Raw genomic sequence first — 7,831 nt, forward strand, 5'->3', positions numbered from 1 at the left:
CACCCCTCGGAGGCGAAAACTATGGCTTCGGTGATCGTCGGCGGCGCGCGTACCCCGATGGGACGGCTGCTGGGCAACCTCAAGGACCTCCCGGCAACCAAACTCGGTGCGATTGCGATCAAGGGTGCCCTGGACCGGGCCGGGATCGGTGCCGACCAGGTGCAATACGTGATCATGGGGCAGGTGCTCCAGGCCGGTGCGGGGCAGATCCCGGCCCGGCAGGCCGCCGTCGAGGCGGGTATCCCCATGTCGACCCCGGCACTGACCATCAACAAGGTCTGCCTCTCCGGCCTGGACGCGATCGCCCTGGCCGACCAGCTCATCCGGGCCGGCGAGTTCGACATCGTGGTGGCCGGCGGGATGGAGTCGATGACCAACGCCCCGCACCTGCTGATCGGTCAGCGGGACGGCTACAAGTACGGCGATGTGGTGATCAAGGACCACATGGCGCTCGACGGACTCACCGACGTGTACGACTGCTGCTCGATGGGCGAGGCGACCGAGCGGCACGGTGTCCGGCACGGCATCACCCGGACCGAGCAGGACGCCTTCGCGGCGACCAGCCACCAGCGGGCCGCCGCCGCGCAGAAGAACGGCGTCTTCGCCGAGGAGATCGTGCCGGTGTCGATCCCACGGCGTAAGGGCGACCCGGTCGTGATCACCGAGGACGAGGGCATCCGGCCCGACACCACGGTCGAGACGCTGAGCAAGCTGCGCCCGGCCTTCACCAAGGACGGGGCGATCACCGCCGGCAGCGCCTCCCCGATCTCCGACGGCGCCTGCGCCGTGGTGGTCATGAGCAAGGCGAAGGCGAAGGAACTGGGGCTGGAGTGGCTGGCCGAGATCGGCGCGCACGGCAACGTGGCCGGGCCGGACAACTCCCTGCACTCGCAGCCGTCCAACGCCATCGCCCACGCGCTGCGCAAGGGCGGGCTGACCATCTCCGACCTGGACCTGATCGAGATCAACGAGGCGTTCGCCGCGGTCGGTATCCAGTCCACCCGTGACCTCGGGATCAGCCCGGAGATCGTCAACGTCAACGGCGGAGCGATCGCGCTCGGCCACCCGATCGGCATGTCCGGCGCGCGGCTCGTGCTCAGCCTGGCGTACGAACTGAAGCGGCGGGGCGGTGGCACCGGCGCGGCGGCCCTGTGCGGCGGCGGTGGACAGGGCGACGCGCTGATCATCCACGTGCCGGGCGGCGAGCGCGCATAGTGGGCGAGGTTGGCACGAGCGCGCCGCCGGTGCGGCGCAGTCGGGACGTACCGCTGCTGGTCGAGCGGGCGCGGCAGGGCGACCCGCGGGCGGTGGCCCGGTTGATCACTCTGGTCGAGTCCGGTGACGAGGTGCTGCCGCAGGTCGCGGCGGCCCTTGCGCCGTACACCGGCAGGGCCCAGGTGGTGGGCCTGACCGGGTCGCCCGGTGTGGGTAAGTCGACGACGACCAACGAACTGGTCCGGGCGCTGCGGGCCCGGGGGCACCGGGTCGGGGTGCTGGCCGTCGACCCGTCCAGTCCGTTCACCGGTGGGGCCATCCTCGGTGACCGGGTCCGGATGCAGGACCACGCCACCGACCCGGGTGTCTACATCCGGTCCATGTCCAGCCGGGGCCACCTGGGTGGGCTGTCGGCAGCCACCCCGGCGGCCGTACGGGTGCTGGAGGGCGCCGGCTGCGACGTGGTGCTGGTCGAGACCGTGGGGGTCGGGCAGGCGGAGGTGGAGGTCGCCTCCCTGGCCGACACGACGCTGGTGCTGCTGGCCCCGGGGATGGGCGACGCGATCCAGGCGGTGAAGGCCGGCATCCTGGAGATCGCCGACATCTTCGTGGTCAACAAGGCCGACCGGGACGGTGCGGACGCCACGGTCCGCGACATCCAGGGGATGATCGCCCTGGGTGAGCGGGGGCCGGGCCAGTGGCGCCCACAGGTGGTACGCGCGGTGGCCGCCCGGGGTGAGGGCATCGACGACGTGGTCGCTGCCATCGACAAGCACCGCCGCTGGCTGGACGACCATGACGAACTGCGTCGACGCCGGGAGGCCCGGGCCGCCGCCGAGGTCGAGGCGATCGCGTTGGGCGTGCTGCGGGGGCGGATCGGCTCGCTGCGCGACGGTACGGCGTTGCCGGGCTTGGCGGCGCGGGTGGCCGACGGCACGCTCGATCCGTACGCCGCCGCCGAGGAACTGCTGGCCGGCCTCGGCTGAATGACTGTGGTTAGGAAGGGCCCCTTTCCATCGCTTCTTGCCTTGGAAGGGGCCCTTCCTTTCAGGCGTCCGCTGTCCAGGCTCGGGTGCGGTAGCGAAGATCATCGAGGCGGTGCCAGTGGGCTTCGACGGCCCGGTGGCCGGCTTTGGTGAGGCTGATCCAGGTCTGCGGGCGCTTGCCGGCGAACCGCTTGTCGATCTCGATCATGCCTGCGGTCTCCAGCTTTGCGAGATGGGCGGACAGGTTGCCCTTGGACAGGCCGGTGAGCCGCTGGAGGAACAGAAAGTCGGCTTCCTCGCAGGAGGCCAAGGCGGTGGTGATGGCGAGGCGGGCGGGCTCGTGGATGAGCTTGTCCAGACCGGCCAGCTCCTCGAACGGGCGGCTCACTGGCCCAGGGTACGGCGCAGCAGCAGGTGACTCCAGCCAGCCAGGACCGCGGTACCGGTGATGAAGGCGATGATCCAGTGCTCGGTGACCGACAGCGGATGGGGGCCGGCTGGACCGCCGAGCGGGAGCAGGCTCAGAACCGTTCCGGCGCAGCCGATGAGCAGCAGGGCCGGGGCGAGTGGACGCTCGAACCGGGCACCGGCGAGCGCCCCTACTGACAGGATCAGGGTTTCCAAGCTGACGGGCAGGTCTAGGTCGAGTGCGTGGACGAGGGCCGCCACCGTGAGAAGGCCGGTGACGGGCCACAGCAGCATGTGTTTGGCGCGGTGCTGGTGGCGCTGCCGCACCTGCCCGTAGGTTCGGCGGTAGTGAGCCACGGCAGCCAGCACCGCGAGCGCCGCCACCAGTGCGCCGGGAAGCAGCGTCCATCCGTTGACCCAACCGGCGGCCCAGCTCATGGCCAGGCCGCACCAGGCGATCGCCGGAAGCATGGCCAGGCCCTGCAGCATCTCGAAGTGTTCGGTGACGTAGCGGACCTGTGTCGAGTCGGTCATCGGCATCCTTCGTTCCATGCCATTTAACGTACAGATTCGCAAACTGGTTTGCAATGCGGACCGGTCTGTCGTGCGGTAGTTGCGGGTTCCAATCCGGACTGACCGCTTTCGACACCCTGGCCGAGGCGCTGCGGGCTGCCGTTGGGTCGCCTCTGGCTAGTACGCTCGCTCATCGCGGATGGCATCGGGGCAGGCTGTCGATCCGGTGCCGAGACCAGGGGAGAAGTGAGCAATGACCGAGGTTGTGGATAACGTGCCGGCCGCCGAGGACGCTCCGGCCGCACCTGCCGCCGTACCGACGGCCGCGCCGAGTGGAGCCGCCGTGCCGGGTGGCGCTGCGCAGGGGGCCACCGCCGTCTCCGAGGAAGTGGTGGAGAAGATCGCCGGTAGTGCGGCGCGGAAGGTGCCCGGCGTCGCTGACCTCGGCGGCGACGTGGCCCGGTTCTTCAACAGCGTGCTCGACCGCGTCGGCCTGGACAGTGTGGGGGACGCCCGGCGGGGGATCTCGGCCAAGGTCACCGGCACCAGCGCTGTGATCAACGTCGTGTTGGTGATCGCGGAGGGGCACGTCGTGGCCGAGGTGACCGAGGCGGTGCGCCGCGCCGTTGTCGCGGCGGTCCAGGGGTACGGCCTGGAGGTCACCGCGGTGAACGTCACGGTCGACGACATCGAGTTGGGGGCAGCTCCGAGCACCGAGGCCTGACGATTGCGTACGGGTACGGGTCGGTCCATGACCCGACCCGTACGTCGCGGCCGGGGCGCTGTCGGCGTGGCCACCCGACGTCCGGTTACCGCCCGGTACGAACTGACTTAGCGATCGTTCAGGAATGCCCTCTACACTCGACGACAGTCGAGGACTCGAGGAGGAGCCCCCCGGATGAACGCCGACGAGATCGCCGCCGGACGGGCGCGCTGGCAGGCCAGATACGATGCCGCGCGCAAGCGGGACGCCGACTTCACCACACTCTCGGGCCTGCCCGTCGAGCCCGTTTACGGCCCACCGGAGGGCACCGCCTATCCCGGGTTCGAGCGGATCGGCTGGCCCGGCGAATATCCGTACACCCGGGGTCTCCATCCGACCGGTTACCGGGGGCGGACCTGGACCATCCGGCAGTTCGCGGGCTTCGGTAACGCCCAGCAGACCAACGAGCGTTACAAGATGATCCTCGGCGCGGGCGGCGGCGGCCTCTCGGTCGCCTTCGACATGCCCACGCTGATGGGCCGCGACTCCGACGACCCACAGGCCCTGGGCGAGGTCGGTCACTGCGGCGTGGCCATCGACTCGGCCGCCGACATGGAGACCCTCTTCGCCGGCATCGACCTGGCCGGGGTGACCACGTCGATGACCATCTCCGGTCCGGCGGTGCCGGTCTTCTGCATGTACCTGGTGGCGGCCGAGCGGCAGGGGGCCGATCTGTCCACCCTGGACGGCACCCTGCAGACGGACATCTTCAAGGAGTACATCGCCCAGAAGGAGTGGCTCTTCGACCCCGAGCCGCACCTGCGGTTGATCGGCGACCTGATGGAGTACTGCGCCACCGAGATCCCCCGCTACAAGCCGCTCTCCGTCTCCGGCTACCACATCCGTGAGGCCGGCTCGACCGCCGCCCAGGAGTTGGCCTACACCCTCGCCGACGGCTTCGGCTACGTCGAACTGGGGCTGTCCCGTGGCCTGGACGTCAACGTCTTCGCCCCCGGCCTCAGCTTCTTCTTCGACTCGCACGTGGACTTCTTCGAGGAGATCGCGAAGTTCCGGGCGGCCCGGCGGATCTGGGCCCGCTGGCTCCGCGAGGTGTACGGCGCCACCAGCGAGAAGGCGCTCTGGCTGCGCTTCCACACGCAGACCGCCGGGGTGTCCCTGACCGCCCAGCAGCCGGTCAACAACGTGGTCCGTACGGCTGTGGAGGCGTTGGCGGCGGTGCTCGGCGGCACCAACTCGCTGCACACCAACGCGCTCGACGAGACCCTGGCCCTGCCCACCGACGAGTCCGCCGAGATCGCCCTGCGGACCCAGCAGGTGCTGATGGAGGAGACCGGGGTGACCAACGTGGCCGACCCGCTGGGCGGCTCGTGGTACGTCGAGGCGCTCACTGACAAGATCGAGGCCGAGGCGGAGGCCATCTTCGCCCGGATCCGTCAACTCGGCGGCGACGGGCCACACCAGATCGGGCCGATGACCTCCGGCATCCTGCGGGGAATCGAGGACGGCTGGTTCACCGGACAGATCGCCGAGGCGGCCTTCACCTACCAGCAGGCGCTGGAGAAGGGCGACAAGAAGATCGTCGGGGTCAACTGCCACACCGGCACGATCGCCAAGGATCTGGAGATCCTACGTATCTCGCACGAGGTGGAGTTGGAGCAGCGCCGGGTGCTGGCGGCCCGCAAGTCCGACCGGGACGGTGTCGCCGTCGAAGCGGCGCTGGCCCGGATGATCGAGGTGTCCCGGACCGGCGAGAACATGATCCCGGCCATGCTGGACGCGGTACGCGTCGAGGCGACACTGGGTGAGATCTGCGATGCCCTGCGTGGCGAGTGGGGTGTCTATCGGGAGCCGGCCCGGTTCTGACCGGCCGGCCCGGTGGTGTCCGGTTGGCGGGGGCGGCTGTCCGATGCGGGACCCCCCCCCCCGCCAGCTGCTGGCAGCGGCGCTGGTTGGTCTGGGTTGGCTGACGCGCGTGCAAGACTAGACAACCATGAGCGAACCACGGATCAACCCGTCGATCTTCACCCGCGGCGCGGTAGACCTCGGCGCGCTGCGCAGCGCCGCACCGACCCCTGCCCCCTCTGCTCCGGCCGCCCACGCCACGCCGGGCGGCGTACCGGCCGGTCCCGGTGCCCCACAGGCGGCTGGCGGAGTAGCCGTGATCGATGTCACGGAGGCAACCTTCCAGTCGGAGGTGCTGGAGCGGTCGATGACCACCCCCGTTGTCATCGACTTCTGGGCCGCCTGGTGTGAACCGTGCAAGCAGCTCTCCCCGGTGCTGGAACGGCTGGCCGAGGCAGACGGTGGCGCCTGGGTGCTCGCCAAGGTCGACGTAGAGAGCAATCCGCGCCTCGCCCAGATGTTCCGGGTGCAGAGCATCCCGATGGTCTACGCGGTGGTCGGTGGTCAGCCGGTGGACGCGTTCGCCGGGGTGGTCCCCGAGGCACAGCTGCGCCAGTGGCTCGATGCCGTGCTCAAGGCGGGCGGGGTGGTGATGGCCGCTCCGGAGGACCCGCGACTGGACGAGGCCGACGAGGCACTGATCAACGGCGACCTCGACGCGGCGGAGCAGGCGTACCGGAAGATCCTCGCGGAATCCCCCGCGGACGCGGTCGCGGAGGCGGGCCTCGCGCAGGTCGGGCTGGCTCGTCGGGTGGCCGGGGCCGATCCGGTGGCCGCTCTCGCCGCCGCGCAGGCCGCGCCGGACGACGTCGCGGCGCAACTGCTGGCCGCAGACGTCGAGGTGCTCAGTGGAGAGGCCGAGCAGGCGTACGCTCGTCTGGTCGACCTGGTCCGGCGTACCTCGGGCGAGGACCGTGAGGCGGCCCGGCAGCACCTGGTGTCCCTGTTCAAGATCGCTGGTTCCGACGATCCGGCGGTGGCCAGTGCTCGGCGGGCCCTCGCCAGAGCCCTGTTCTGACCAGCCGCCCATCGACTGACCCGACCCGACTACGAGAAGCGAGCCCGCCAGCCCCCACGGCCGCGACCAGGACAGGAGCCCATGATGCGCCGGATCGCTGTCCTCGACGCACCGTCCAACCTGGGGCTGCGCCCGCCCACCCTGTCCTCGGTGCCCGGCTGTGCCAAGGCACCGGGGGCGTTGCGCGACCATGACCTGGTCGCCCGGCTCGGTGCGCGGGATGCGGGCTGTCTCACCCCGCCGCGATACGACCCCGGCGACTGGCGCCCCGGCGACGGCGTCTGCCACGCCGGGGCGATCGCGGGATACTCGTGGTCGTTGGCGGAGCGGATCGGGACGATCGTCGACCAGGGAGAGTTCCCGGTGGTGCTGGGTGGGGACTGCTCGATCCTGCTCGGCTCGGCCCTGGCGATGAACCGGTTGGGCGAGACGATGGGCGGCCGGATCGGGCTGATCTTCGTGGACGGTCACTCCGACTTCCGGCACCCGGGTAACGCCTCGTACGTCGGTGCCGCCGCTGGCGAGGACCTTGCCCTGGTGACCGGCCGGGGACAGGCCGACCTGGCCGCGATCGAGGGCCGCCGGCCGTACTTCCGGGACATCGACGTGGTGGTGCTCGGTATCCGGGCCCAGGACGAGTACCGGCTGGACCTACAGGCCGCCGGCATCGTCACCCGGCCGGTGCCCACCCTGCGGGTCGAAGGCCCGGCCCGCAGCGCCCAGTGGGCCCGCGACCAGCTCTCCGACTGTGTCGGCTACTGGCTGCACGTCGACGTCGACGTGCTCGACCCGGCGGTGATGCCGGCCGTCGACGCTCCCGACCCCGGTGGGATCGCGTTCACCGAGTTGGAGCTGCTGATCGCCGGCCTGGTCGAGACGCCGCAGTGCCTCGGCATGGAACTCACCGTCTTCGACCCGGACTACGATCCGGACGGCGGGTACGCGGCTGAGATCGTCGCCACGCTGGTGGCCGGACTGGCCCCGGTCACGGCAGGCGACTCGGCGCCGCTGCGGCTACTGCCGGCGCAGTCGGCTGCCGCCCCGGGCCGGCGGGGGCTACGGGCG

The 7,831-nt window shown here is 70.6% G+C and carries 8 protein-coding genes; 6 read left to right on the top strand and 2 right to left on the bottom strand.

Going from position 1 to position 7,831, the window contains the following annotated elements; genetic code table 11:
- Positions 1-21 precede the first annotated feature (21 nt).
- Together ACFQ4H_RS20205 and meaB are read left to right on the top strand one after the other, a co-directional pair.
- A complete protein-coding gene (locus ACFQ4H_RS20205) occupies positions 22-1,215 on the top strand; it encodes an acetyl-CoA C-acetyltransferase (RefSeq protein WP_377572588.1) in 1,194 nt (397 codons plus the stop codon).
- The gene (meaB, locus tag ACFQ4H_RS20210) at positions 1,215-2,201 is read left to right on the top strand and encodes a methylmalonyl Co-A mutase-associated GTPase MeaB (protein WP_377572590.1); all 987 of its coding nucleotides are present in this window, start codon (positions 1,215-1,217) and stop codon (positions 2,199-2,201) included. The genes ACFQ4H_RS20205 and meaB overlap by 1 nt, the downstream gene beginning before the upstream one ends.
- Before the next feature lie 61 nt (positions 2,202-2,262).
- Here meaB and ACFQ4H_RS20215 read toward each other — a convergent pair whose 3' ends face one another.
- Together ACFQ4H_RS20215 and ACFQ4H_RS20220 are read right to left on the bottom strand one after the other, a co-directional pair.
- A complete protein-coding gene (locus ACFQ4H_RS20215; protein WP_184536165.1) occupies positions 2,263-2,589 on the bottom strand; it encodes a transcriptional regulator in 327 nt (108 codons plus the stop codon).
- Entirely contained in the window at positions 2,586-3,143 is a 558-nt protein-coding gene (locus tag ACFQ4H_RS20220) for a hypothetical protein (RefSeq protein WP_377572592.1), read from the bottom strand. The genes ACFQ4H_RS20215 and ACFQ4H_RS20220 overlap by 4 nt, the downstream gene beginning before the upstream one ends.
- Positions 3,144-3,375: 232 nt before the next feature.
- Between ACFQ4H_RS20220 and ACFQ4H_RS20225 the strand changes: the two genes are divergently transcribed.
- From ACFQ4H_RS20225 to ACFQ4H_RS20240, 4 genes are all read left to right on the top strand, one after another.
- The gene (locus tag ACFQ4H_RS20225; protein ID WP_377572594.1) at positions 3,376-3,846 is read left to right on the top strand and encodes an Asp23/Gls24 family envelope stress response protein; all 471 of its coding nucleotides are present in this window, start codon (positions 3,376-3,378) and stop codon (positions 3,844-3,846) included.
- 174 nt (positions 3,847-4,020) lie between these two features.
- Complete coding sequence (locus ACFQ4H_RS20230; protein WP_377572596.1) at positions 4,021-5,709, top strand: acyl-CoA mutase large subunit family protein; 1,689 nt, start codon at positions 4,021-4,023, stop codon at positions 5,707-5,709.
- Positions 5,710-5,836: 127 nt separating this feature from the next.
- Positions 5,837-6,766: a tetratricopeptide repeat protein gene (locus ACFQ4H_RS20235; protein WP_377572597.1), complete on the top strand. Its 930-nt coding sequence runs from the start codon at positions 5,837-5,839 to the stop codon at positions 6,764-6,766.
- A gap of 81 nt (positions 6,767-6,847) precedes the next feature.
- On the top strand, positions 6,848-7,831 hold a 984-nt coding region (locus ACFQ4H_RS20240; protein ID WP_377572598.1), incomplete at its 3' end, for an arginase family protein.

This window comes from Micromonospora sonneratiae (genome assembly GCF_042679305.1).
Taxonomy (GTDB): domain Bacteria; phylum Actinomycetota; class Actinomycetes; order Mycobacteriales; family Micromonosporaceae; genus Micromonospora_H; species Micromonospora_H sonneratiae.

Excerpts from the sequence above, each read along its gene's own strand:
- ACFQ4H_RS20205 (WP_377572588.1), top strand. The coding sequence starts at position 22 with ATGGCTTCGGTGATCGTCGGCGGCGCGCGTACCCCGATGGGACGGCTG.
- ACFQ4H_RS20220 (WP_377572592.1), bottom strand. The coding sequence starts at position 3,143 with ATGACCGACTCGACACAGGTCCGCTACGTCACCGAACACTTCGAGATG.
- ACFQ4H_RS20225 (WP_377572594.1), top strand. The coding sequence starts at position 3,376 with ATGACCGAGGTTGTGGATAACGTGCCGGCCGCCGAGGACGCTCCGGCC.
- ACFQ4H_RS20230 (WP_377572596.1), top strand. The coding sequence starts at position 4,021 with ATGAACGCCGACGAGATCGCCGCCGGACGGGCGCGCTGGCAGGCCAGA.
- ACFQ4H_RS20235 (WP_377572597.1), top strand. The coding sequence starts at position 5,837 with ATGAGCGAACCACGGATCAACCCGTCGATCTTCACCCGCGGCGCGGTA.